Below are 24,090 nucleotides of genomic sequence, written 5' to 3'. Positions count from 1 at the left end.
CCCGCCCCCCCGCGACGACCGGCCGGAGGTGGTGTGGTGTACGCCGGGCGCGGGGTCAGCTCGGTGGTGCGGGCTCCTTGTTGCTCCAGCGGAGGGTGACGTCGAGGTGGGTGCTGGTGCCGGCGCTCGCCAGCACCGCGCCGAGCTTGGCGTCCAGGACGACACCGAAGGTGACTTCCACCTCGTCGGGCCGTTCTGTGACGCCGCGGAACTGGCCGATCACCTCGGACGCGGCGGCGGTGACCGGCGTCAGTGCCGCGCGAAGGCTTTCTCCCGCGCTCTCCAGACGGGTTCCCAGGCCCACGGCTCCGGTTCCGGTGCGGGCGGGTGGGGCGACCAGGACGGCGGTCCCGTCGTCGAGGGTGAACCGGATGGCGTCCGCCATGAAGTCTCCTGGAAGGATCAGCGCGGGATCGGGGTGGCGCAGAGCGGCTTGGGCGGTGGCGGGGACTGCGGGGACGCATATCCGAGTTCCTTCTGGACCCGGTTGAGCGCCGCCAGCAGTGGCATCGGCTTCTTGCCGTTCGCGTAGTCCAGGACCGCTCGGTAGAAGGCGGCGGACACATCGGGATCCATCGCGTCGGCGGCGCCGAAACAGAGCGTGTAACGGGATGAGCGGAGTATTCCGGCTATCCGGCCCTGGGTGGTGTTGTCGTACTCCGTCACCCTCCTGTCGGCGGAGAGCGCGAAGCCGGGTTCGTTCACCCAGGTCCGCTGGGCTTCCGTACTCGCCAGGTACCTGATGAACGCGTCGGCGCTCCTGTTCCGGGTGAACTTTCCGACGAAGTCCGCCGAGACCTCCAGGGCGTCACGAGAGGACGGTACGTACGTGTACCGGTCGTCCCTCACCTGGTCCGACGCGAAAGGCATCGCGGACAGGGCGCCGTGGCCCAGGGAACACCCCTTCGCGGTCATGCTCCTGCCGGCATCGCGGAAGTTGAGCGTGGACGCGTCTTCGAGGCTGCCCGCCACGAGGTTCCCCCAGGCGGTCCACGCGTCTTCGACGGGCCCCTCGTCCCATGCCCCGGCACCCGAGGCCCAGGCGGTGTATGTGCCGGTGCCCGCGTCGGAGAGCAGGATGTCCGCTATCCAGTCGGCGCCCGGCCAGCCGGAGGTCGGACCGGACTCCAGCCCCAGGCACCAGCTGTAGGAGCCGGACCGCAGAGCGGTCCAGCTCTGGGCGGGCCGTGCGGTGGACCTGGCGTCGTACCAGATGAGGCTCTTGACGTCGGCCTTGACGGGGACCGCGTAGACGTTCTTGCCGTTCATGCCGAGCCCGCGGAAGGGCTGTACATACCCGTCCGTGTCGACGTCGAGCCGCAGGAGGTCCCTTTCCTCCCGGTACTTGGCGATCGCGCCCACGCTGGGCAGCACGGCCAGGTCGGGCTTCGCGTCCGCGGCCACCGCGGCGTCGAGCTGCTGGGTGAGGGCACGAGTGACCTGCGGTTCCACGTCGATGTCGGGGTGGTCGCGTTCGAACTCCTTGACGACCGCGTAGAACGCTCTGAACTCGGTACCGGACCAGGGAACCATGATCGTCACCTTGTCCTTCCCCGGTTCGCCGCACGAGACGGACGTCAGGAGCAGTCCGAGGAGCAGGGCGCAGCGCACGAGTGGTGCCGTGAGTCGTCTCATGGGCGAGGGAACCTGTACTCGGCGAGTCGGGGGCGGTAGGCCAGATACGCGAGCGCACCGGCGGCGGCGAGCACGGGCAGCGCGATCGCCACGTGGGGTGGGTTGATCGTGCACATGGCGACGCTGATCGACGCGGTGGCCAGCGTGGCCACGACGAGGGCCGGGCCGGGGCGGCGCCGGAAATGGTGGACGAAGATGTAGCCGGTCGCACAGACCAGCAGCAGCATGACCGCCAACGGTGCGATGAACAGGGGCCGGAGGAGGCCGGGGTCGCGCCAGCCCGAGTGGCGCTGGTGATCGCGTGCTTCGGCCTGGAGATCCCTGAGATCGCCGAGCGACTGACTGAGACCGCCCGTGAAGGGGACCGGGTCCCTGCCGTCGTACTCCGGCGTGTGGTCCAGCGCGTCCTGCGCTCTCTTCAGGCCCGGTTTCCCGTCGAGGACCGCTGTGTTGGCCATCTGCACACACGTGGCCAACTGGCCCTGGACGAACTGGATGTGGCTGAGTCCCCGATCCCCCGCCGCGTTCCCCCCGGTCGCCGAGGTGAGGAGGGAGCTCACGCGGGCGGTGGCGTTGGCGAAGTCGCCGCTGGTGCCGATCAGGTCGATCGCCCCGGTCCGGGAGGCGGCGTTGAGCGCGGTGTCGGCCTTCGCGGCCTGTACGCGCGCGTCCTTTATGTGCTGGATGGCGACCCCGGCGCGGTGAGCGGCGGCGATCTGCTCCTGGGCCCCGTTCGCCACCATCAGGTACAGCAGCGCCGTCACCGCCACCATGGCCAGCACGCCCGCCCTCAGCCGGCGCAGCACCACGATCGGATGGGGCATGTGCGGCCGCCCGCCGGTCACCACGCGTCCACCGGTCCACCGGTCACACCCGCGTCCCCGAACCGATGCCCGCACTCCTCGCAGAACTTGGCCGTGGGCGACGTCGACGTCCTGCCGCACCGTGGGCACACGCGTGGCAGAACGGCGTCACCGAGCGGGAGTCCGTGTGGCTCGACCGGTCGGCTCACGGTCTTGGTCGAGTCGACGCCGATTCCCAGCATCCGTCCGCGGGAGACGTCCCGCCGCACCCGCGGCCGGCCGTCGGGGCCGTCGGCCGCCGCCGCGCGCAGCAGCGCCAGACGCGTGGTGTCCCGGAGGGATTCCGCGAGACCGATCGCGAGGCGCAGTTCGCGGTCCGCGCGGTCGAGGTCTCCGCGCAGATGGGCGTCCGCGCAGGCGCGCATGGCCATGCCGAGTTCGCGTTCGTTCTCGACGCGGGTGAGGTCGGGGGAGCGGGCGATGCCGAAGCCGGGTGCCGAGCGGCGGCGTACGACCATGGCCGCGGTCTCGGAGCAGGGCCGGCGGGTTCCGTCGGGGAACTCGGCGTGCAGGACGACACGGGCGGCGCGCAGGGGCTCGTCGACGGTCAGACTGCTGGGGTCGAAGCGGAAGGAGACCTGGTACTGGCGGGTCTCCGGAGCCCAGGAGCCCAGCGGGATGTGCGTCTCGCCGTCCCGTTGCTGACGCACCGTCAGTTCGGCCTCGACCGGGCGGGTCTGCCGTACGAACGCGAGCTGGAAGCGGCTGTTGGGGCGCAGGCCCAGATACACCCGGGGTACGACGATCCGCTGCGCCTCGCGCATCAGGCGGGTGAAGTCCTCGGTGAGGTCGGAGAGGGTGACCACGGCCTCGGCGCTGCCGTGCAGGGCCTCGGTGACGCGGAGGAGTTCGGTGTAGTGCCAGTCGTCGCCCAGGCCCCTCGCGTGGCAGATGAACTGGTCGACGCACGACGTGAGGATGTTCCCGAGTTGTTCGGGCGTCTCGTGCTCGTCCTTGCCGTCCGTGTAGAGCACCGCGTGGCGCACCGTGCCGGGGGATTCCACCGACGCGAAGAGGCTGCGGGCACGGTCCAGCCACCGGCCGATCGCCGTGCCGCCTTCCGGGAACTGGTTGATGACCCGGAGCTTGGCGTCCTCCCGGGCCCGGGCGTCGACCCGGGCCAGGCCCTCCGTCGTCGGGAAGATCACGTCGGCCTTGTGGCTGCCCGCGATGATCCCCAGGCGGGTGCCGTCCCGCAGGGCGTCGATGGCCGCGCACATCGCGCGTTTCGCCTCGTCCAGTCGGTGTCCGGACATGGACAACGAGCGGTCCATGATGAGGATCTCGGCACTCGGAGTCTGCGGGGCCGAGCCGGCGCCGGCGTGTGCCGCGACGGTGATCAGGGCGTCCGCGCGCCCCTCGTCGTAGGGCAGATCCGAGGGTGAGTCCACTTCCAGGGCGAAGCCGAGTCCCAGTGACCTGTTCCCCACCGGCCCCCCCGGTCTGTCGCCGTGTTGTGTCGCTACGGAGCGTGCTGGCCCTCTCGGCGGAACGTGCTACGAGCTTAGCCTTCCGGATGCCGATCCGGAACGGAAATGACCCGATCTGCCATGCTTTCCCGGCCATCCCCAGCTCAGCGCCGGACGCAGCCGGTTCGCCAGGTCCACCAGCGCGACGTACTCGCGCTCGGTGGGCGCGTGCGGACCGAGGGCACGGATCGTGTCGGACAGTTTCAGCCGGTCATGGGTGTACAGGAACTCCGCGTACTGGATCTCGGCACGCAGCGAGGCGGCCGCCGCCGCGTTCACGTCGAGGCCCGGCAGGGCCGCCCTGGCCTGGGCCACGTCGTCCTCGGTCGGCGCCCGGTGGTCCGGATCGGAGAGGACCATGACGCGCAGGCGTACCGCCGCTACGCGCGCCTCGCGCTCGTAGCGGAACTCCTCGGCCAGCTTCTGGGCGACCTCGACCGCCTTCGCGCGCTCGCCGGCCGGCAGCAGCACGCGGGCCAGGCCGAAACCGGCCGCACCGAGCGCGGGGGCGGTGTCGAAGACCTTGCCGTAGTGCGACCGCGCGACGGTGCGGTCGCCGCGGAGTTCGGCGCACAGGCCGAGGGCGAGGTGCGGTATCAGCTCACCGGGAAGTGCCCTGCGCACCTGGGCGAGTGCGACGGCGGCCCGCTTCGGGGACCGGTCGGCCAGGGCGGTCAGGCCGCGGTACCAGTCGGTCAGCCAGTGCCAGTCGGGCAGGCCCGCCGCCGCGAGCCGTTCTGCCGCCGCCGCGGCGTCCTTTCTGCGCAGGGCCAGTCGGCTCTCGGCGAGCGCGCTGCCGGCCGAGAGCGTGGCGCCCGGGTCGTCGGGATCGGACAGGGGCGCCGGAAGGGCGGCCGCGACATCGCCGGGTTCCGGTGCGGAGAACGGCGCGGGCATCTTCAGCAGCGCTGCCTGGTCCGGCTGTGCCTCGACCCAGTGGGCAAGAGGCCGGGCCGTGCCCAGCCCGCCGTGCAGTGGCTCGGGCACCGCGCCGAACAGGGCGGAGGCACGGGCCACCTGATGGCACGTCGGAGGCGCCGCCACGATCTGTCGGATGACACCGCTGAGCTGCTCCGCGAACTGCTTCGCCGACCCGAACCGCTGCCACCGATCGGGGTGTGTGGCACGGTCCAGCAGTAGTTGGAGCGAGTCGACGCCCGGAGCGGAGCGGTCCGTCCCGTGGGAGCGGCAGACCTCGCGCAGGGTCATGCCGAGTCCGTAGAGGTCGAAGCCGGGGCCGGGGCGCAGATGTTCCGGATCGGACTCCGGCGGCGCGTACGCCCTCGTGTACGCCACGACCGGACCGGTGTCCTTCGTCTGGCTGCGTACCGCGCCGAAGTCGATGAGCCGCACCCTGTCGAGCGCGCCCGCCGGGTTCTCCTCCCGGAAGCGGATGATGTTCAGGGGCTTGACGTCGCAGTGCAACAGGCCCCGGGCGTGCAGGTAGTCGAGTGCCTGGAGGACCCGGACACCGTGCGCGAGGAGGGTTTCGAGACGGTCGCCGGCGCGGGCCGAGAGCGGTTCGCCCGGAACGTATTCGAGGACCAGGTGCGGCCCTTCCGCCTCGTAGCCCAGGATGCGGACGATGCTGTCATGCCGGAGCTCGACCAGGACGTCCCGTTCGTGCAGGGCTGTCCTGGCCACCGACTTGTGCAGGGCCTTGAGGACGACGTGGGTCGCGAGGTTCCGGTCGTGGGCGAGGTAGGCGGCGCCGTACGCCCCCGAGCCCAGGACGCGTCTGACGTCGTAGCGGCCGGCGATGGTGAGGCCGCCCGGCTGCGCGAAGTCGAAACGGGTGCCGCAGTGCGGGCAGAAACCGGTGGTCCGGCCCGGCTCGCCGTCGTGGTCGCGGCCGACCGGCTGTGCGCAGGAGCGGTTGGGGCAGTAGCGGTGCGGCTCGGGGACCGGGGCCGACGAACCCGTCGGTACGTCCGGGGCCTGCGGGGCCCGGACGGGGGCGACCAGGCCGAGGCCGTACCAGGGGTCGGGGCGTACCTGCGCCACGCCGACGCCCGCACCGACCCGCGTCGGCGGTACCGGTTCCGGGGCGGGGGCCGTCGGCGTGGCGCCGTCCCGCGGCAGCGGCTGCCGGTCGCATACGTCGCAGAAGCCCTGAGCGTCGATGACGCCGCGCCCGCAGCCGGGGCGGTTGCACATATGACGGCCCATCCCACCGGTCACCTTTCGTCGAATCGTCGGTTGACCTCGTCGATGTAGCTCCTGACCAGCTCACGGGCGGCCCGGAGGTCGATCGGCTCGATCTGCAGGGCACGGGCGGCGGGGGCGTGCCGCTCGGCGAGCCGCGGGTCCTCGTCGCCGAAGTACCGCGCCGCCCGGACGCGGTGCAGTTCCAGGGAGGTGGTGAGGTCCTCGTGGGCCCTGATCAGCCGGCTCAGGTCATGCTCGAACCCGGTCAGGGCGGCGCGGGCGTCGTCGGCCCGGCCGAGGATCGCGGTGAGTTCGGGGTTGGGTTCCGTCGCCCGGGCCACGGCCAGCCGGACCCGTAACCGGGGCGCGGTCAGGGGCGGCAGCCGGGGTGCGGCGAAGAACCGTACGCCCCGCTCCTGGTGCAGCGCGGACGCGGCGTCCTCCCGCGCGGCGAGTTGTCCGACGGCCGTCTGGACCTCGGCGGCGCTCACGCCCCGGGCGGCGTCCCCGCGGAGCGGTTCGGGGTCGAGGGAGACGTCGTAGGCCAGGTCGGCCGGTGGCGTGCCCTCGAAGCCGAGGACGAGGCGGACCCCGCGCGACCGGGCGCGGGCGGCCAGTTGCCCCAGCAGCTCCCGTACGAGGTCTTCCGGGTCCTGGGCCCGGTCGACGCCGCCCACCACCAGGCAGGCGGGCGGCCTGCGGCGCAGCAGTTGCCGCCGCACCTCGTGGGTGTTTCCGCCGGCGAGCCCGAACCGGCCCGTGAGATAGCCGCTGAGGTCGCCGACCGACTTGCCGCGCGCGTCGTAGGCCGCGTCGATGGTGCCGAGCCCGAGGACCGTGCCCCGGGGGGCGCCGGTGAGCTCGGCGTCCGTGACGCCGGCCCGGGCCGCCGGATCACTCGTCCGCACCAGACGGACGAGCCAGGAGTCGCCCACGGCGGTCGTACCGCCGGTGCCGACGACGGCGGTGCCGGACCAGCCGCTGTCGAGCAGCCGGGTGAGCTCCCGGGTCAGTGCCAGCCGCAGCGGGTCGCCCAGCACGTCCCCGGGCAACTCGCCGTGCGAGGGCCCCAGTTCGTCATTGCCCTCTCCGCCGGTGAACTCCTTGATGCCGGGCAGATACCTCAGGATCGTCTCGGTCGGCAGCATCCAGGCCGCCTTCTCGTCACCCTGGACGTAGTCGGCGACCACGATGCCGATCACCCGGCCGTCGAACTCGCCGCCCACCGCCATCGCCCCGGCGCCCGAGTATCCCGGTTCGATCCACGGGTCGCCCTGGCGTACCCGGTTCAACAGGCCCCATTCGCCCTGCCGGTGGCCGGATCCCGCCAGCCGCGCGTCCGTCCCCATGCCGAACGGCGTGTGCTGGGGAAAGCCGTACACCTGGACCGTGCCGCCGGAGATGGGTGCCTTCCACAGCGTGGTCCGGGTGGAGCAGCCGGCCGGCTCGTCGAGTTCGAGCAGAGCCACGTCGCCGCGTTGCGTGCCGTGTTCGTGCACCCAGGTGCCCGGGGCCACGCGCGCGGTGCGAGTCCACTCGGGGCGGCACGCCACACTGCTGATCCGCACGTGGGACGTGGTGCCCCCGGGTGCCGCCCCGGCGTACCGGACCACATGCGCGCAGGTGAGCACATGCCGGTCGTCGAGCAGCACTCCGGCGCCACAGGGCGTGCCCTCCCCGTCGTCCACTCGCACACGCCACGGACGGTCACTGTGGTGATGCAGCGCCATACGCCCAAGGTATGGCAACGAGCGCCACATTGACCCGGGTCGTCGTGAGGAGACCCATCCCGCCCGTCACGTCCGTACGTCCGGTTCGGCGTGGGCCGGACGGGGAGCGGACTTCGGTGTGAGCCCGCACGTCGGCTCAGGCCCGGTAGGCCAGGTTCGCCATCATTCCGGCCTCTCCGTGGTACGCGTTGTGGCAGTGCAGCATCCACTGGCCGGGATTGTCGGCGTCGAAGAAGACGGAGAGCTCCTTTCCCGGCAGCACGATCGCGGTGTCCTTGCGCGGGCCGGATGCGCCGAGCTGGTAGGTGTGGCCGTGCAGGTGCATCGGGTGCCACATGTCGGTGTCGTTGACGAAGTCGAGCCGCACCCGCTGCCCCTCCTCGACGAGGATCGGGCTCGCTTCGGGGTTGTTCATGTCGAAGGGCTTGCCATTGATGGCCCAGTTGTACGAGGCCATGCCTCCGGTCAGCTTGATCCGGTGCGTGACATCGGTCCTGGCCGGCGTGAACCGTACGTCGTCGGCGGCGCGGAGCTGGGACGCGGTCATGATCACGCCGTCGAGTTCCTTCGGGCGGACGGTCGCGGGAGGCGTGCTCCCGGAGCCCGTACGCACCAGGGCCAGGCCGTTCGCGTTCTTGCCCTCCGCCAGCGCGACGAGAGGGAACACCCCGTCGCCGAGGGTGACGAGGACGTCGTAGCGTTCGCCCATGCCGATCAGCAGCGCGTCCACGTCCTGGTGCTCGACCGGGAAGCCGTCGGTGTGGGTGATCGTCAGCTTGTGGCCGCCGAGGGCGACGCGGTAGGCGCTGTCCGAGCCCGCGTTGACGATCCGCAGGCGGACCCGGTCGCCGGGTTTGCCGGTGTGGACGGCCGGGTCGGTCGCCACCCGGCCGTTGACCAGGTGGTGCGGGTACTTCACGTCGCCGGCGTCGCCTCCGAGCAGCGCGCTGGTGGCGCCCATGAGCATGAAACCGGGCGGGGCGGAGGAGGAGGGGGAGGGGGTGGACGAGGGGGGATCGTCCATGTTGCCCATGGTGCCGTGATCCATGCCGCCCATGCCCTGCGCGAGTTCCGCGAAGACCTCGTCCGGGGTGCCGGTGACGCCGTCGACCCAGTCGTCCAGGACGACGACCCATTCGTCGTCGTACGCGAGGGGTTCCTTCGGGTCGTCGACGATCAGCGGGGCGTACAGGGCGCGGTCGAGCTGGATGCCGACGTGCGGGTGGAAGAAGTAGGTGCCGGGGGCGTCCGCGATGAACCGGTAGGTGAAGGAGGCACCGGCCCGTACGGGGGTCTGGGTGGCCGGTGGCACGCCGTCCATGTCGTTGCGCAGTGCGAGGCCGTGCCAGTGGATCGACGTGGCGGTCCCGTTCGGTGGTTGGACAACTCGGCGACCAGGGTGTCGCCGACGGAGAGCCGGACTTCTTTGCCCGGGGCGCGGCCGTCGAACGCCCAGGTCCTGGGGGTGATTCCGCCGCCCAGGTCGATTTTGGCGGGGGCGGCGGTCAGGGTGACCTTCTGCTGCCGTCCGGTGGTGGGGCGCTTCTTCTCGGTGGCGGCGACCGCCGGATCCGAGGGGCGGACCAGCGCGGCGGATGTGCCGGAGCTGCTACAGCCGGCGAGCGCGCCGGCGCCGACGGCCCCGGCGGCTCCGAGTCCGGCGAGCAGGACGGAGCGGCGGTTGATGCGGTTCATGGGGTGGGGTCCTCCGGTGGAAACAGCCGGTGCGGGCCCCTCCGCGCACGTGCGGGAATGCTGAGGGGCCCGGGTGGGCGAGCTGTACGGAGCGGGCGCCCGCCAGTGGCGCGGCGCCTGCGAGGCGCCGGCTGTTCCGGGCCGCACGGAGGCGGCCCGGAACAGCCGCGCGACGAGCGGGGAGGGATCAGAGCCGGTCGAGGATCTTCTGGAACGTGTCGACCTCGGCGGACTGGGTGCGGACGACGTCACCGGCGAGCTTCTTCGCCGTCGCGTCGCGACCGTTCTTCTGCTCGTCCTCGGCCATGGTGATCGCGCCCTTGTGGTGGGCGATCATCAGCTCCGCGAACATGCGGTCGAAGTCCGTGCCCTTGGCGGCCTTGAGGTCGGCCATGTCCTGCTCGGACATCATCCCGGACATGGCGGAGTCACCGCCGTGGTCCATGCCGGGCATGCTGTCCGACGCGGCTTCTTCCTTGCCCCAGGACTTCAGCCAGCCCTTCATCGTCTGGATCTCGGGGTCCTGGGCCTTCTCGATCTCTCCGGCGAGCTTCTTGATCTCCGCGTCCGAGGCGCGGCCGTCGGCCAGCGCGGACATCTCCAGGGCCTGCTCGTGGTGCGGGATCATCGACTGCGCGAACATCACGTCCGCGTCGTTGAAGGCACCTGCCCCGGGGCTCTTCTCCGAGCCGGCGGTGGCGGCGGACGTCTTGTCGCCGTCCATGCCGGCCATGTCGTGGTCCTCGCCGCCGCCACAGGCGGTCAGCGTCAGCGCTCCGGCCGCCAGGACGCCGACGAGGGCGAGACGGCGGGCGTACGGGCGCGACGAGACGTGTTTGAAGTAGGCCATGACGAATACACCTTGCTGTGAAGTCATTCTGCGGATCTGTGGGCACGACGTGTCTCCGGGCGGCGCGACATGGCGCGTCCGGGGCGCGTGTCGGCCTAGGTCCGCAGGACCGACAGTTCGGTGAGATCGGGCGGGCGGGGTGGTGGACCGGGGCGCGGCGAGAAGACCGCCTTCGGCAGGTGTACGCCCGGCAGACCCGGCCGGCGCGTGAACGCCGCGTACAGCAGGGCCCCCAGCACCCAGGCGCCGAGCACGGCGACGCAGAGGGAGGTCATGTCCATACCGGTGGAGGACCCGTGGGAGGACGCGGAATCGTGCGACGCCTTCGCGTCGTCCGTGCCCTTCGCGTCCTTCATGTCCGTCGCGACCGCGGCGGCCGTGACGTCCCCGGTGGTCAGGCCGGTGGTCGTACCGGTGGCTACGGGGCCGCCCATATGGGAGGAGGACACTTCCGTGTCCGGGCCCGACGTGCCTTCGGGATGCCCCAGCGTGTGCATGGCGAACACGCCGAGCGCGAGCACGACGACCAGCAGGAGGTGTCCGACGACACCACCCGCCCGTGCGTACCTGCTCGCGATCATTGCTCTCCGTTCGGTTTCTCACCGTAGCCGACAGGCCGAGGAGTGAAAGGCCGAGAAGCCGGGAAACCCGATGACAGCATACCCTAGAGGGGTATAGATTGCCGGTCGATGTGAGCCAGATCTCGGTACACGGCCGGCAGAGCAGCCACGGAGGAGCCATGGACCACTCAAGTCACCACGGGCACGGCGAACACGACGGGCACGGTGAGCACGGCAAACACGACGGGCACGGTGAGCACGGCGGGCACGGCGGGCACGGCGGGCACACGGCTGCGGCGCAGTCTTCCTGGCGCACCGCCTCACAGGCGACGCTGCACTGCCTGACCGGGTGCGCCATCGGCGAGATCCTGGGCATGGTCATCGGCACCTCGGCCGGCCTGTCCGCGGGTGCCACCATAGTCCTCGCCATCGCCCTGGCCTTCGTCTTCGGTTACGCGCTCACGATGCGCGGTGTCCTGAAGGCGGGGGTGCCCGTCCGGCAGGCCCTGAGGGTGGCGCTGGCCGCCGACACCCTCTCCATCGCCGTCATGGAGCTCGTCGACAACGGGGTCATGCTCACTGTCCCCGGGGCGATGGACGCGGGGCTCACCACCTTCCTGTTCTGGGGAGCGCTGGCCTTCGCCCTGGCCGTCGCCTTTGTGCTGACCGTGCCGGTCAACCGCTGGATGATCGCCCGGGGCAAGGGCCACGCGGTCGTCCACGCCTACCACTGACCGGAGGGGCGGGCGGCGGTGCCGCCGCCCGCCCCCGGGAACCGTCGGGCGTCAGGCCGTTGCCGGTGCCCGTTCCGGCGACGCGGCCCCCGTCAGGCGACCCGTGCGGTGCAGCCCGTACAGGGCGCCCGCGCAGGCGAGGCCGAGTGCGAGCAGGCAGAACCAGGGCAGCGCGGACATCCCCGCCGAGCGGGCGGCGTCCAGGGACGCCCCCGTGAGCAGGTTGCCGAGCGTGATCCCGACCCCGCAGATGGTGTTGTAGAGCCCGTAGTGGGTGGCGACGAGGCGGTCACCCGAGAGCCGGACGATGGTGTCCATCTCGAAGGGGTACGCGATCATCGTCCCCAGGGCGAGCAGCAGCGCGGAGAGCGCCGGCGGAACCGCCGCGAGCAGCCACAGCCCCACACCGCCCCGCGGTACCGGTACGGCCGCCGCGAGCAGCAGCGGTACGAAGGCCAGGCCCATCACGGCCAGCCCCCGGACGAGTGCCTGGCCGGGCTCGACATGGGCCTTGCACCAGGCGGTCACCCGGGTCTGGCCGAGGATCGTGCTCAGCCCGGAGACGGCGAACAGCAGCGCGACGGCGGCCGTCCCGAACTGCCCGTCGCCGCCCAGTCGCCGTACCTCCAGCGGCAGCGCCAGGTAGACCTGGAAGGTCAGGACGTACGAGCCGATCATGGCGGCGGAGAAGAGCAGGAAGGGCCGGTTGGAGAAGACCAGACGCCACTGTGACAGCACGCTCTCCCGCCCGCCGTCCTCGTGCTTCTTCGCGTCGTCGGCGCGGCGCGCGGGCAGCGCGCGGATCTGCACGATGCTCAGCAGCGCGAAGATCCCGGCCGAGACCAGGCAGGTGATCTGGAAGTCCACGCCGGTCAGCACCATGCCCACCAGCGGGCCCAGCAGGATTCCCGCCTGGTAGAAGACGTTGAACAGCGCGAACGCCTCGACCCTGCGCTCCCCGGCGTCGGCGGCCAGATAGGCCCGCACGGCGGGGTTGAACAGGGCGCCGGCCAGCCCCGTGGCCGCGGAGGCGGCCAGCAGTCCCGGCAGTGAACCGACGAACCCCAGGGCCGCGAAGCCGACGGTGCGCAGCACGCATCCGGCGATGATCAGGGGTTTGTAGCCGAACCGGTCGGCGAGGGTGCCACCGACCAGGAACATGCCCTGCTGGCTGAAGTTCCTTATGCCGAGCACGAGTCCGACCAGCCAGCCGGCCAGCCCGACGGTGCCCGAGAGATGGGCGGCCAGGTAGGGCATCAGCATGTAGAAGCCGAGGTTGATGGTGAACTGGTTCACCATCAGCAACTGCACGCTGCGCTCGTACGAACGTACCTGGCCGAGCAGGGCCCTCATCGGTCGCCCTCCTCGGCCGATGCCGATGCCGATGCCGATGCCGATGCGGAGGCGGCGGCCGAGGAGGAGCCGGAGTCTGCCCCGGAGGCGGACAGCGTGAGCGGGTCGACCACCCGGGTGCACCGCGTCCAGCGGGTGACCTCCTTCTCGTCCGGCCGGCTCACGGTGTCGGGCTCGTCGGCCGGGGCGACGTCGAGCAGCCCGTTCAGGGCGCAGTACTCGTCGTCGTAGACCGTCTCCAGGTAGCGCTGCGGTCCGTCGGGGAAGACGGCCGCGATCCGGGCGTCGGCGGGCAGGGTACGGGCCAGCCACCCCGCCACCAGCGCCACCGCGCCGACGCTCCAGCCGCCGGTGGCGTAGTGGGAGGAGGCCAGCTCGCGGCAGGTGCGTACCGCTTCGTGCGGGGCGACCCAGTGCACTTCGCCGAAGTTCTCGTAGGCGACGTTGCGCGGATAGATGCTGGAGCCGAGGCCGCGCATCAGCCGGGTCCTGGCGGGCTGGCCGAAGATGGTGGAGCCGATGGTGTCGACGCCGACGACCCGCAGCTCCGGGTAGAGCTGGCGCAGGACGCGGGAGATCCCGGCCGAGTGGCCGCCGGTGCCCACGCTGCACACCAGCACGTCGAGATGGCCCAGTTGGGAGGCGAGTTCGAGGGCGAGCGGGGTGTACGCGGTGGTGTTGTCCGGGTTGTTGTACTGGTCGGGGCACCACGCCTGCGGGTCCCGGCCGAGCAGGTGGGTCACGCGGTCGCGGCGGGCCTGCTGCCAGCCGCCGTCGGGGTGCGGCTCGGCGACCATGTCGACCTCTGCCCCGTACGCCGTGAGGAGCCGGGTCATCGACGGTTCGAGGCCGGGGTCGGTGACGAGGGTGACGGGGTGTCCGTACACCATTCCGGCGAGCGCGAGTCCGAGCCCGAGGGTGCCGCTGGTGGATTCCACGATCCGTCCGCCGGGGCGCAGTTCGCCCCGGGCACGGGCCCGCTCGACCATGTGCAGTCCGGGCCGGTCCTTGATTCCGCCCGGGTTGAAGCCCTCCAGCTTCGCCCAGAAGCCCCGTCCGGCCGGGGTGAGCGGCGCGGACACCCGTACGACCGGGGTGTTCCCGACGAGTCCGGAGATCGAGGGGTGGGCGGAGGCGATGTCGGTGGTGAGGGGTGAGTGCATCGTTTCGCTCTCGTTCGATGAAGCGCTGGTGAGGGACGCGGTTCATCTCGCGTTCTGTCGTGACGCACCGGGGGCCGTGGGCCTCCGGTCGCGCCACCAGTACGCGGCAGCCGGTGGTGACGACGGCTGCGGACGGGGTTTCTAGATGCGCCACCGGCAGACGGCGGTGAGGGTGGATCTGCCCGAGCACTCCGTCCGGACTTCGCACGCCTCCCGCGCGGGGCCCGGCCCGTCTCCGGCGGTTCCGGTACGGGCGGGGAGGACGGCGGCGGGCAGGACGGCGGCGGAGGACGTCCGTTGCGTGTCCAGCGCGGGCCGGGCGGCGACGCTCGGCAGGCAGTGCGCCCCGGAGTGCCGGTGTTCCGGTGCCCCGGGCGAGGCGACATCCGGGAAGCCGGAGAGCTCCGGGAAGCCGGAGAGCTCCGGGACGCCGGAGACGGGGATGGCGGGGGTGGCGAGGGTGACCGCGGTCGGTTTCTTCGGAGCGTCCATGCCGTTGTTGGCCCGCGCGGGCGACACGTCGCACAGAAGGGCCGTCAGAAGTACGCCGCAGACCAGCAGCAGGTGCAGGGACAGGGCACGGGCCGAGCGGGGACCCAGGGGCGGGCGGGGGAGCGCGGGCAGGGAGAACGGCACGGATCCTCCGTGGCAGGGCCGCTGCCGCTTCCCGGACATCGGACGCCCGGCGTCGGGCATCGGAGGGGGAAGACAGCGGCAGGTTCGGCGAGATGGCGGACCGGGAAGGGCGGACCGGACGGCGGACAGCGCCGCGAGAGCGCGGTCCGGCGGCGGAGCCGGCGTCTCCTAGACGCGCAGGACCACGGGGCCTCTCGCCTCGGCCGACGACGGCGCGGCCGGCACGGAATGCCGCGCACCGTACTTCCCGCCCGCCGGTATCACGGCCCCTGGACCCCATACCCGGGGCGTGGGGCACGGCGCTGCCTGCGCCTGCGCCGACTGCGGCTGCCCCGGTACGCACTCCGTGGCCGGATGGGACGGTCCGTCGGGGTCGTGACCGCCGCGGCTCGCCGATACGGCGACCGCCGGTGTCCCGGCGCCGCCGTGCACGTCGACGGCGGCATCCGCTGCCGCCGCGAGAGCGGTGCCGTGCGGTGCGACATGTCCGGCGACACTGCCGGCGCCCGGGCCGTGCGTGTATACGAAACCGATCAACAGCGCGGCCAGCCAGAGCATGCGCAGGGAGCCCGCCACATGGCGGGCTCGTGCGATACCGAATGGTGGCCGAGCCGTGATCATGTGGTGATCCTAAGGGTATCCCGACGCGGCTCCGGGGCCATCCCGGAAACATCACGGCAATCAGCCTTGTACATGGCCGGTATTCGTTCGGTGCCCGTTCCGCTTCTCGATGCGGCGCCGCTTCCGGCCGCCGGCTCAGCCGCGCCGGGGCGGAGCGAGCTTCTCCAGGTCGAGGCTGATCTCGAAGGGCACCGGGCGCCGGAGCGAATCCCTGAAGATGCCGACCGGCACGTAGGACGCGGTCGGCCCGTCGAGTTCGTAGACGTGGACCACGGGCGCCCCGTCCTCGTCCTCGATACGCCAGTAGTGCGGGATGCCCGCCTCGGCGTATTTGCGGAGTTTCACCGTGCGGTCGCGGTGGGCGGACTCGGGGGAGACGACCTCGACGGCGAGTAGCACTTCGTCCGGCGCGAACCAGGTGCGGTCACTCTCGAATTCGGCCGTCGTCACCACGAGGTCCGGCTCCGGGCGGTTGCGTTGGTCGAGCTTGATGGTCATCTCACGGCCAACTCTGACGTCGGCGGGCGCCTGCTCCATGAGAGCGACGGTGAGCATGGTGACGAGGTGGCCGTGCCACCACCTCTGCGGCGACATCATGAAGACGAGCGCTCCGTCGATCAGCTCGGTGTGGCGAGGTGCCTCGGGGAGGCGGTCCAAGTCCTCCGCGAGCCAGCCTTCCGCGCGCGGCGGGCGCATCCAGTCGGGCAGTGCGGTCATGCCCCAATCGTACCGATGCAGGAGAGTGCCCCGGGGGTTCAGCCGGTACGTTCCGCGTTCTTCTGCTTGATACGGGCCGCTTCCTTCCTGACCTCGGCCTGGGTGGCGCGTTCGCGGACCAGCCAGTCGGGGTTCTCCGCCTTCAGCGCCTCGATCTCCTCCGTGGTGAGCGGGTCCGTCACGCCGCCGCGGGCCAGGCCCGCGATGGAGACGCCCAGCTTCGCCGCGACGACCGGGCGGGGGTGCGGGCCGGTGCGGCGCAGGGTCGACAGCCACTCGGGCGGGTCGCTCTGCAGCGCGTTCAGTTCGTTGCGGGAGACGACACCCTCCTGGAACTCCGCGGGGGTGGCCTCCAGGTACACGCCCAGCTTCTTCGCCGCCGTCGCGGGCTTCATCGTCTGGACAGTGGTCTTGTGCGAGGTCATGAAGTCCAGCGTAACCAGCGCCTGAGCGCCCTCCGACCACGGCCGGTAATCTGGCGGGGTGACAGGCTCGGACACACCTCCCTCATTCAGGCTCGCCTACGTACCGGGGGTGACGCCCGCCAAGTGGGTACGGATCTGGCAGGAGCGGCTGCCCGGCGTTCCCCTGGTCCTCAGCGGGGTCCCCGCCGCCGAGGCGCCCGACGTGGTGCGGGGCCGGGGCGCCGACGCCGGGCTGGTGCGGTTGCCGATGGACCGGACCGGGCTCAGCGCGATCCCCCTCTACACCGAGACGACCGTCGTGGTGGTGCCCAAGGACCATCTCGTGGCCGCCGTCGAGGAGGTCTCCGCCGCGGAGCTGGCCGACGAGGTGGTGCTGCACCCCCTCGACGACACCCTGGAGTGGGAGCGGCCGCCCGGCCTTCCGGCGGTCGAGCGGCCCGCCACGACGGCGGATGCGATCGAGCTGGTGGCGGCGGGTGTGGGGCTGCTCGTGGTGCCGCAGTCGCTGGCCAGGCTGTACCACCGCAGGGACCTCACGTACCGGCCGGTGACGGACGCCCCCGAGTCGCGGGTGGCGCTGTCGTGGCTGGAGGACGAGACCACCGATCTGGTGGAGCAGTTCATCGGGATCGTCCGGGGGCGGACCGTCAACAGCACCCGGGGCCGCCCCGCGCCCGTACCCGCGGACAAGTCGAAGCCGAAGGCGGAGGGCAACGCGAAGGCCAAGGCCAAGGGGGCCGCGCGGAAGCCCGCCGCCGGCAAGAGCGCGCGGAGTGGCTCCGGGGGCGCCAAGCGCGGCAAGCCGCGTCGCCGGTCCTGACCCGCGGGTCCGGGGAACCGGCCCCGCGGCCCGCGCGTCCATCAGCCTGATGGCGATACGTGAGAGTTCCGCGGACGAACGGCCCGTCACCCGGGGGTGGGCCGGCTGCCTGGCCGTGGTGGGCGGGTTTCTGACCGGCGCGGTGGTGTGGGTCCTCGGGGCCGCTCCCGGAGTACGGGGCGGGTTCGAGGGGGAGCGGGATCTCAGCCTCCTCTACGTCGAACTGCCCCTGCTGCTGTTCGGGATGCCCGCCCTCGCCCTCGCCGCCTGGGCGCTGGCCGCCGGGGTCCTGCGGGTCAGGGAGGGCCTGGCCGCGCTCATGATGGTCGGCGTGCTCGCCCTCGCCGCGTGGGCCGGGGCGGAGTGGCTCGACGTACGGACCGCCCCGTTCACGCGCGGCGGCCCCTGGTGACCCGCCGGGACCGACCCAGGCCCCGGCGCGGCCCCTCCCCGCCTGCCGTGACCGCCAGGACGGCGAGCAGGGCCAGGGCGGCGGCCGGGCCCAGGACGGTCCAGGGGGCCAGTTCCGCGTACGGCTGGTTCTCCGACAGGAGCCGGCCCCACTCCGGCGCCGGTGGCTGCTCGCCCAGGCCCAGGAAGCCGAGCGAGGCCAGCACCAGCACCGCGGTCGGCAGGCGCAGCAGGGCGTTGCGCAGCAGCGGCGGGAGCAGCGCCGGAAGGAGATGACGGCGCAGCACCTGGCGGCGCCCCGCGCCGAGCGCGGTCGCGGCGGCGACATGGCCGCTCGCGCGCTCCTGCTCCAGCAGCGCCGCGGTCTGGGCGGCGTACGGGCTCCAGCCGACCACGCAGACCGCCAGCGCGGCCCCGTACACCGAGGGCCCGGTGACCGCCGTGACCAGCAGCCCGGCCAGGACGGCGGGCAGCGTCGCCACCACGTCCGTCAGCCCGGCGCTCACCCGCGGGGCGAGTCCGAGCAGCACCCCGGCGAGCGCGCTCACCGCCGTCACCGCCAGCGCGACCAGGGCCGTGCGGAGCGCGCCGTGGCCGACCCGCGCCAGCAGGTCGCGGCCGAGCGCGTCGGTGCCCAGCGGATGCGCGGCGGACGGCGGCAGCAGCCGGGCCGCCGTGTCGACGTGCAGCGGATCGCGCAGCGCCCCCGCCGTGACGAGGGCCACCAGGACGAGCGCGCAGGCCCCGGCGGCGTACCGGACCCAGCGCCGTACGGGCAGCGGCGGCCGGTGCAGGGCGGGCAGCGCTCCGTCGCGCAGCGCGGGGCCGAGCAGGGCGCGCCGCAGCCCGCCCAGCGCGAGGCCCGCGCCCGTGCCGAGCAGGATCAGCGTCAGGGTGCCGGCCTGGAGCAGGGGCAGGTCCTGGGCGACGGCGGCGTCCAGGACGAGCCGGCCGAGCCCCGGGATGTTGAAGATCTTCTCCACCGCCACGGCGCCGCCGGCCAGCGCGACGAGCGTGGGCAGCAGTTGCGGGAGCACCCCGGGCAGCGTCCGGCGCAGCGCGTGCCGGGCGGTGTGGCCCGGCGGGAAACCGGCGGCGTGCCAGGTGCGCGCCCAGGGTTCGTTGAACGCGGCGGGCAGCGCCTGTTCCAGCAGCCCGCCGATCATCGCGCCGGACGGCACCCCGAGCGCCAGCGCGGGCAGCACCATCGACGCCGGTCCGTCCCAGCCGCTCGACGGGAACCAGCCGAGCCCCACCCCGAACACCGTGGCCAGCGCCGACGCCAGCAGGAACTTCGGCAGCGCGGCCAGCAGCGCCGCCGGCCCGCCCGCCCCGCCGTACCGCAGCTTCCGCCGGGAGCCGAGCAGGAGCGTACGGGCGCAGACCGCCCCGGCGACCAGGGCCGTCACCAGCAGTGCGCCCAGCACGAGGGTCGCCGAGATCCCGAAGGCCGCGGCCACGTCGGGCAGCACCGGCTCGCCGGAGACCCACGACGTGCCCGCGTCGCCGCGCGCGAGCCCGCCGAGCCAGCGGCCGAGGAGGGCGAGCGGCCCGTCGTCCAGGCCGAGTTGCTCCCGTACGGAGGCGAGCGCCTCCGGTGTCGGGTCCTGCTCCGCCGACCGCGTGCGCAGCACGGTCAGCGCCGGGTCGGTGCGCGAGAGCCAGGGCAGCAGCGCGACGGTGACCAGCAGGGCGGCGCCGGCGGCCAGCCGGCCGGCCCCGGCGCGCCAGGCGACGCGGCGGTACGGGGCGGGGCCGGGGGCGCCGGAGGTGACGGCCACTCAGCGGAGGCGGGTGTCGGCGTCGACCAGGGAGCGCTCGCGCGGGTCGAGGAGGACGCCCTCGACACCGGTGGCGATGCCCTGGACGACCTTCTCGTGGACCAGCGGGACGACGGCGTCGGTGCGCAGGACGGCCGCCTCGGCCGCCATGGTCTTCTGCCGCCTGCGCTCGGTGTCGCCCTCCTCGGCGGCCGCGGCGATCGCCCGGTCCACGGCCGGGTCCTTGAGCCCGGCGATGTTGTAGACGCCCTTGCCGGCGAAGTCGCTGGCGAGGTACGAGACGGCGTCGCCGGTGTCGAGCAGCGTGACGCGGGAGAAGACGAGCGCGTCGTACTTCCCGGCGAGCAGGTCCGCCTCCATCCGCGTGTACTCGCGGACGTCCTGCCGCACCGTGAACCCGGCCTTCTCCAGCTGCTGCTGGAGCACGGTCGCGGCCTCGGGGAGTTCGCTCCGGTTGGTGTACGTGGCCAGGCGCAGCGTCTTCCCCTTCGTCGCGGACCTCACCTCCGCCGTGGTCGCGGCCCCGGCGCGGCCGGTCACGGCGACGCGGTCGCCGGCCGCCCACGGGATGCCGGGGCCGAAGAGCCCCTTCGGCGCGTCGGCGTACCCGCCGAAGACGGAGCCGACCAGCGCCGGGCCGTCCACGGCCACGCGGGCGGCGGCGCGCAGCGCGGCGTCGGTGAAGACGCCGCTCGCGGTGTTGAGGACGAGGCTGTCGGTGCGTACGGAGGGCACCTCGTGCCGGGTCTTCGCGTCGAGGAGCTTCGCCTGCGAGGTGGGTATCCACTCGGCGATGTCCACGTCGCCCGCGCGCAGCGCGTTGGCGCGGGCGGTGCCGTCGGCGATCCAGGAGACGTCGATGCCGGGGGCCTTCGCCTTGCCGCCCCAGTAGCCGTCGAAGCGCTGGAGGGTGGCCTTGGAGGTGCCCGTCAGCTTGGTGATCTCGAAGGGGCCGGTGCCGTTGCCCGCCGGGTCGACGGAGCCGTCCTTCGCGTAGGCGCCGGCGGCGAGGATGCCGAGCGCCGGGCTGGCGAGGCGCAGCGGGAGCACCGGGTCGGCCGCGCCGGTGGTGATCCGCACGGTGTTCGCGCCCTCGGCCTTCGCGGTCAGCGTGACGTCGCTGAGCACGCGCGGCCTGGTCTTCGCGGCGCCGGCGTGGTCGAGCGCGTTCACGACGGCGGCCGGGGTGACCTCGGTGCCGTCCTGGAAGGAGGCCTTGCGCAGCTCGAAGGTCCAGGTGGTGGCGTCGGTCCGCTTCCAGGACGTGGCGAGCGCCGCCTTCGCGGTGCCGTCGGCGCCGAGCGCGGTCAGGCCCTCGGCGACGGACAGCTTGCTCAGCACGGTGGCGTCGTTGCTGTACGGGGAGAGCGCCTGGACCGGGGGTACGGCGAGGGCGACCCGCAGCCGCTTCGCCCCGTCCGCCCCGGACCCCTGGCCGGAGGCGGAGTCCGGGCCGCTCGCGGCGAAACAGCCGGCCAGCAGGGGCGGGAGCGCGAGCGCTGCGAGCACGCCGCGGGTGGTGGTGCGCATGGGGCAGGTCCTTCTGTACGGGCAGGGGATGCCCGCCGGGACGTGTGTGCACTCCGCTGTGCACTCCGGGAGCGAACGCAGCATATAAGGCAAGCCTTACCAATCCATCCCCTGGGGTGGGTGAATTCTCAACCGGAAGCGCCCGCCGCCGGTTGCGCGCCGCCCGTACCGGAGGTGCTGACGGACAGTTCGCTGATGCCCGAGCCTGTGCCCGCGGCCGTACCCGTGCCCGTACCGGTGCCGGCGGCGGCATGGACCGTGACCCGGACGTAACGGCCCGGGGCGCCCGGCCGGAACGGCCTCCAGCGGGCCCCGTCCGTGGACGTCTCGATCCGGTACGTGGCGGGGCGCGGCTCCGTCCACCGCGGGGTGACGGCGGCGATCGGCACCGGGCGCTCCAGATCGACCGTGAGCGCCGCCGTGGCGTCCCCCGCCGCGGGCGCCCACGCGGTCACCGGACTGCCGTCGACGGCCGCCGCCGCGTACTGTCCCGGCTGCTCCGAGGTGGCGCTCACCGGACGGCAGCGGGCCGCGTTCCCCGTCGCCGCGAGGTCGGGGCGGCGCGTGGGCAGCGTCAGCGTGGAGTCGAGCAGGCGGTCGCCGGCCGGGGTGTGCACGGTGAACGGCGCGCCGGACGTCAGCCGCACCGTCGTCTCGTGGGCGCCCAGGGCCACGTCGTACGTACGCCCCTGCCAGCGCAGCCCCCGTACGGTCACCCCCCGCGCGAGCTGCGGCGGCAGCATCGGGTCGAGCCGTACGCCGTCCGCGCGCTGCCGCAGCCCCGTCAGCCCGTGCGTGAAGACCTGGAGGAAGCCGCCCTTGCCGGTCAGGAAGTCCTGCGCGGGCGAGCCGGCGAGCGGGTCGTCCGCACCCGCCTTGTTGCCGCGCGCCTCGGAGAAGAGCGCGAACGGGCCGCGCACGAACGGCCGGATCGCCCGCTGGAGATACGTGTACGTCACGCACCCGGGCTCGCCGATCGACGCGGCGTCGATGGCGTGGACCGAGTCGGTCATGGCGGGCCCGTCCGGGTCGGTGCGCGCCGCGTAGTAGTCGAGCGTCGCCGCGGCGGCGCCCGGGGGCATCGGCCACTCCAGGGGGTGGATCAGCAGAACGGTGTCGGCCTGTTTGATCCGCGATCCGTCGTACCCGGCGTACTGGAGGTAGATGTTCCGTTTCGCGTCGTAGGGGATCCGGATCCGGTCCGCGATCCGGGTCCACGCGGCGGGCGGCTCCTCCCCGACGAGCGCGGCGGCCTCGGTGGCGCGGCGCAGCGCGGTGGCGGCGCCCGCGTTGGTGAAGACACCGTCGGTGACGCCGTTGCTGTACTCGTCGGGACCCGCCACCTCCTTGACGGAGTAGCTCCCGTCGTCGTTGGCGGTGACCCGGGAGGCCCAGAACTCCGCGATCCCCTTGAGCAGCGGCCAGCCGCGCTCGCGCAGCCAGTCGCGGTCCCCTGTGGCCTCGTAGTACTGCCAGGCGGCGAGGGCGATATCGCTCTGGAGGTGGATCTGGGTGACGCAGTGCGGCGGGTTCCAGGACTGGCACTCCGACCAGAGGAGACCCGCCTCGCCGCTGGTCCACGGGTAGAACAGCCCCTTGTAGCCCAGCTTCTCGGCGTTCGACGCGGCGCCCTCCCTGGTGCGGTAGCGGTACTCCACGACGGAGCGCGCCAGTTCGGGGCGGGTGACCAGCAGCGCGGGGAACATGAAGACCTCGGCGTCCCAGAAGATCAGGCCCGCGTAGTTGTCGCTGCTCAGCCCGGTCGGCGCGATGCTGTCGGCGGCGCCCTCGCGGGTACTGGTCAGCAGCCCGTACTGGGCGGCGCGCAGCCATGCCCGCAGATCCGGCATCCCTGGTGCGTCGACGACGTCGATACCGGCGGACCACAGGGGCGCCCACGCGGCGGCGTTGGCGGCGAACAGCGCGGGCCAGCCGCGACCGGCCGCCCGCCGGGCCGCGGCCACGGCGGCGGCGCGCGGATCGCGTGCGGTCAGCTCGGTGTTGACGCCGACGTACTTCACGAAGCGGTACGTACGGTTCGCCCGCACGCCGACGGGCCCCCGGAGCGCGGGCCGCACCACCGAGGCGACCGCGCCGGCCGTCCCGGTGCCCCTGGCGCGGAAGGTGTCGGCCGCCGCGTCGCTTCCGGTACGGGTGAGCCGCCGCGCCCCGCGCCAGTCGAGCGCCCCGGTGACGGTGGCCGCGCCGCTCCAGCGCGGCGTCAGCTCCAGCCGTACGGCGCCGGTGTGCGGGTCGGAGCGGTCGGTGAGCACCTCGTACCTCAGATCGGTGGCGCGGCCGTCGGCGGTGGTCCAGCGCAGGGTGGTGACGACGACTCCGCAGCGCAGCAGCAGGCGCTGGCGGTAGCGGGAGATCCGGCTGCCGGGGCCGAAGGTCTCGCCGCCCACGCGCACGTCCATCGTGGTCCAGGTCGGCAGCGCGGCGATCACCTGCCGGTCGGCGGTGGTCTCCGGCTCGTGCGCGTAGAGCCCGGCGGCGAAGGCGCCGTCGTAGCGGGGCGTGTAGAGGGGCCAGCCGGTCGCTCCGCCGGGCTCGGCGTACCCGGCCCCGGTGGGCGGGACCCGGATGCCCAGATAGCCGTTGCCGGTGTAGGCGTGGTAGCTGTCGGCGGGATCGATCCGGGTGGCGGCGGGGGACCAGCCCGGCTCGGTCTCCTGTCCGCAGGGCGGTCCTGACGGGGCGTCGGGACCCGCCTCGGTCCGGCGGTCGGGGGCGGCCCGGCGGTCCGGGGCGGGGGCGGCGTACGCGGCGGGCAGGGCGGCCAGCAGCAGCGTGGCCGCGACGAGCGGAGCGGCCGGACGAATGCGGCGAAAAGGGGCGGGGGAGAAGATCACGGGTACGACGGTAGGAAGGCCGTGCCGGGCGGTCCCGGGCGCCACGCGCGGCGGACCGGCGGGCGAGGGGACGGTTACGCCGGGAAGCCGCAGC

The 24,090-nt window shown here is 73.0% G+C and carries 20 protein-coding genes and 1 pseudogene; 3 read left to right on the top strand and 18 right to left on the bottom strand.

Translation table 11 applies throughout. The features are described from left to right. Positions 1-55: 55 nt before the first annotated feature. The 9 genes and pseudogenes from AB0P17_RS30190 to AB0P17_RS30150 form a co-directional block, all read right to left on the bottom strand. Entirely contained in the window at positions 56-385 is a 330-nt protein-coding gene (locus AB0P17_RS30190) for a CU044_2847 family protein (RefSeq protein ID WP_365815679.1), read from the bottom strand. A 17-nt stretch (positions 386-402) separates the two neighbouring features. Beyond that, complete coding sequence (locus tag AB0P17_RS30185; protein ID WP_365815677.1) at positions 403-1,635, bottom strand: ABC transporter substrate-binding protein; 1,233 nt, start codon at positions 1,633-1,635, stop codon at positions 403-405. Further along, entirely contained in the window at positions 1,632-2,459 is an 828-nt protein-coding gene (locus AB0P17_RS30180) for a hypothetical protein (RefSeq protein ID WP_365815675.1), read from the bottom strand. The genes AB0P17_RS30185 and AB0P17_RS30180 overlap by 4 nt, the downstream gene beginning before the upstream one ends. A 17-nt stretch (positions 2,460-2,476) precedes the next feature. Further along, positions 2,477-3,928: a VWA domain-containing protein gene (locus AB0P17_RS30175; RefSeq protein ID WP_365815673.1), complete on the bottom strand. Its 1,452-nt coding sequence runs from the start codon at positions 3,926-3,928 to the stop codon at positions 2,477-2,479. A gap of 66 nt (positions 3,929-3,994) precedes the next feature. Next, entirely contained in the window at positions 3,995-6,136 is a 2,142-nt protein-coding gene (locus AB0P17_RS30170) for a tetratricopeptide repeat protein (RefSeq protein ID WP_365815671.1), read from the bottom strand. 8 nt (positions 6,137-6,144) lie between these two features. Next, on the bottom strand, positions 6,145-7,845 hold the full coding sequence (locus tag AB0P17_RS30165) for a trypsin-like peptidase domain-containing protein (protein ID WP_365815669.1): 1,701 nt from the start codon (positions 7,843-7,845) through the stop codon (positions 6,145-6,147). 136 nt (positions 7,846-7,981) lie between these two features. Next, positions 7,982-9,540 (bottom strand): annotated as a pseudogene (locus AB0P17_RS30160) (multicopper oxidase family protein). A 187-nt stretch (positions 9,541-9,727) separates the two neighbouring features. Continuing rightward, positions 9,728-10,390 carry a DUF305 domain-containing protein gene (locus tag AB0P17_RS30155; protein WP_365815667.1) on the bottom strand — a complete coding sequence of 221 codons (663 nt, stop codon included), beginning with the start codon at positions 10,388-10,390 and terminating at the stop codon, positions 9,728-9,730. Positions 10,391-10,485: 95 nt separating this feature from the next. Then, positions 10,486-10,971 carry a DUF6153 family protein gene (locus tag AB0P17_RS30150; RefSeq protein ID WP_365815665.1) on the bottom strand — a complete coding sequence of 162 codons (486 nt, stop codon included), beginning with the start codon at positions 10,969-10,971 and terminating at the stop codon, positions 10,486-10,488. A gap of 158 nt (positions 10,972-11,129) precedes the next feature. Between AB0P17_RS30150 and AB0P17_RS30145 the strand changes: the two genes are divergently transcribed. Beyond that, positions 11,130-11,684, top strand: a complete 555-nt coding sequence (locus AB0P17_RS30145; protein WP_365815663.1) for a DUF4396 domain-containing protein — start codon at positions 11,130-11,132, stop codon at positions 11,682-11,684. Between the two features lie 51 nt (positions 11,685-11,735). On the opposite strand, the gene AB0P17_RS30140 is transcribed toward AB0P17_RS30145, so the two are convergent. The 6 genes from AB0P17_RS30140 to AB0P17_RS30115 all read right to left on the bottom strand — a co-directional run bounded on the left by AB0P17_RS30140 (position 11,736) and on the right by AB0P17_RS30115 (position 16,599). After that, entirely contained in the window at positions 11,736-13,037 is a 1,302-nt protein-coding gene (locus AB0P17_RS30140; RefSeq protein WP_365815661.1) for an MFS transporter, read from the bottom strand. Next, positions 13,034-14,200, bottom strand: a complete 1,167-nt coding sequence (locus tag AB0P17_RS30135; RefSeq protein ID WP_365815659.1) for a PLP-dependent cysteine synthase family protein — start codon at positions 14,198-14,200, stop codon at positions 13,034-13,036. The genes AB0P17_RS30140 and AB0P17_RS30135 overlap by 4 nt, the downstream gene beginning before the upstream one ends. A 141-nt stretch (positions 14,201-14,341) precedes the next feature. Continuing rightward, the gene (locus tag AB0P17_RS30130; RefSeq protein WP_365815657.1) at positions 14,342-14,836 is read right to left on the bottom strand and encodes a hypothetical protein; all 495 of its coding nucleotides are present in this window, start codon (positions 14,834-14,836) and stop codon (positions 14,342-14,344) included. Between the two features lie 168 nt (positions 14,837-15,004). Beyond that, positions 15,005-15,457, bottom strand: coding sequence for a hypothetical protein (locus AB0P17_RS30125; protein WP_365815655.1), 453 nt, complete (start codon positions 15,455-15,457; stop codon positions 15,005-15,007). A 135-nt stretch (positions 15,458-15,592) separates the two neighbouring features. After that, a complete protein-coding gene (locus AB0P17_RS30120) occupies positions 15,593-16,174 on the bottom strand; it encodes a Uma2 family endonuclease (RefSeq protein WP_365815653.1) in 582 nt (193 codons plus the stop codon). Positions 16,175-16,212: 38 nt separating this feature from the next. Continuing rightward, a complete protein-coding gene (locus AB0P17_RS30115; protein ID WP_365815651.1) occupies positions 16,213-16,599 on the bottom strand; it encodes a DUF5997 family protein in 387 nt (128 codons plus the stop codon). A gap of 58 nt (positions 16,600-16,657) precedes the next feature. On the opposite strand from AB0P17_RS30115, the gene AB0P17_RS30110 reads away from it, so the two are divergent. Continuing rightward, positions 16,658-17,419, top strand: coding sequence for a LysR family substrate-binding domain-containing protein (locus AB0P17_RS30110; RefSeq protein WP_365815649.1), 762 nt, complete (start codon positions 16,658-16,660; stop codon positions 17,417-17,419). Positions 17,420-17,468: 49 nt separating this feature from the next. Next, entirely contained in the window at positions 17,469-17,831 is a 363-nt protein-coding gene (locus tag AB0P17_RS30105; protein WP_365815647.1) for a hypothetical protein, read from the top strand. Here AB0P17_RS30105 and AB0P17_RS30100 read toward each other — a convergent pair. From AB0P17_RS30100 to AB0P17_RS30090, 3 genes are all read right to left on the bottom strand, one after another. Further along, the gene (locus AB0P17_RS30100; RefSeq protein WP_365815683.1) at positions 17,809-19,539 is read right to left on the bottom strand and encodes an ABC transporter permease subunit; all 1,731 of its coding nucleotides are present in this window, start codon (positions 19,537-19,539) and stop codon (positions 17,809-17,811) included. The two genes, AB0P17_RS30105 and AB0P17_RS30100, sit on opposite strands and share 23 nt — an antisense overlap. Positions 19,540-19,611: 72 nt before the next feature. Further along, a complete protein-coding gene (locus AB0P17_RS30095) occupies positions 19,612-21,141 on the bottom strand; it encodes an ABC transporter substrate-binding protein (RefSeq protein ID WP_365815646.1) in 1,530 nt (509 codons plus the stop codon). Positions 21,142-21,269: 128 nt separating this feature from the next. Further along, positions 21,270-23,996, bottom strand: coding sequence for a discoidin domain-containing protein (locus tag AB0P17_RS30090; RefSeq protein WP_365815644.1), 2,727 nt, complete (start codon positions 23,994-23,996; stop codon positions 21,270-21,272). Positions 23,997-24,090: the final 94 nt, after the last annotated feature.

The organism is Streptomyces sp. NPDC088124 (genome assembly GCF_040685895.1).
In the GTDB taxonomy this organism is placed as follows: Bacteria; Actinomycetota; Actinomycetes; order Streptomycetales; family Streptomycetaceae; genus Streptomyces.
The sequence above is the reverse complement of the archived record's forward strand: the minus strand, read 5'-3'. Positions and strand labels throughout refer to the sequence as shown.